Source organism: Carboxydocella sp. JDF658 (assembly GCF_002049395.1).
GTDB lineage: Bacteria > Bacillota.
In genome coordinates, this window is the sequence record NZ_BDLR01000256.1 from 1 (window position 1) to 201 (window position 201).

Genomic DNA, 201 nt, shown 5'->3' on the forward strand with positions numbered 1-201 from the left:
CATGAGGGGAAAGCGCATCAGTCTGAGGCCAGCGGCCACATTGTAATGAGGGATAGCAAAGGAAGCGATGGCGGTAATCGCCACAATGATGATCATGATCTGACTGGCAATGCCCGCCTGTACCGCTGCATTACCGATGACCAGACCGCCTACAATGGATATAGTCTGGCCAATGGCCCGGGGTAAGCGGGCCCCCGCTTC

1 protein-coding gene is annotated in these 201 nt (G+C 56.7%); it reads right to left on the reverse strand.

Annotation, left to right across the window (positions count from 1 at the left end; genetic code table 11):
* Positions 1–201, reverse strand: a 201-nt coding sequence (locus JDF658_RS14120; protein ID WP_143312039.1) for a spore germination protein, incomplete at both ends; no start/stop codon positions are given.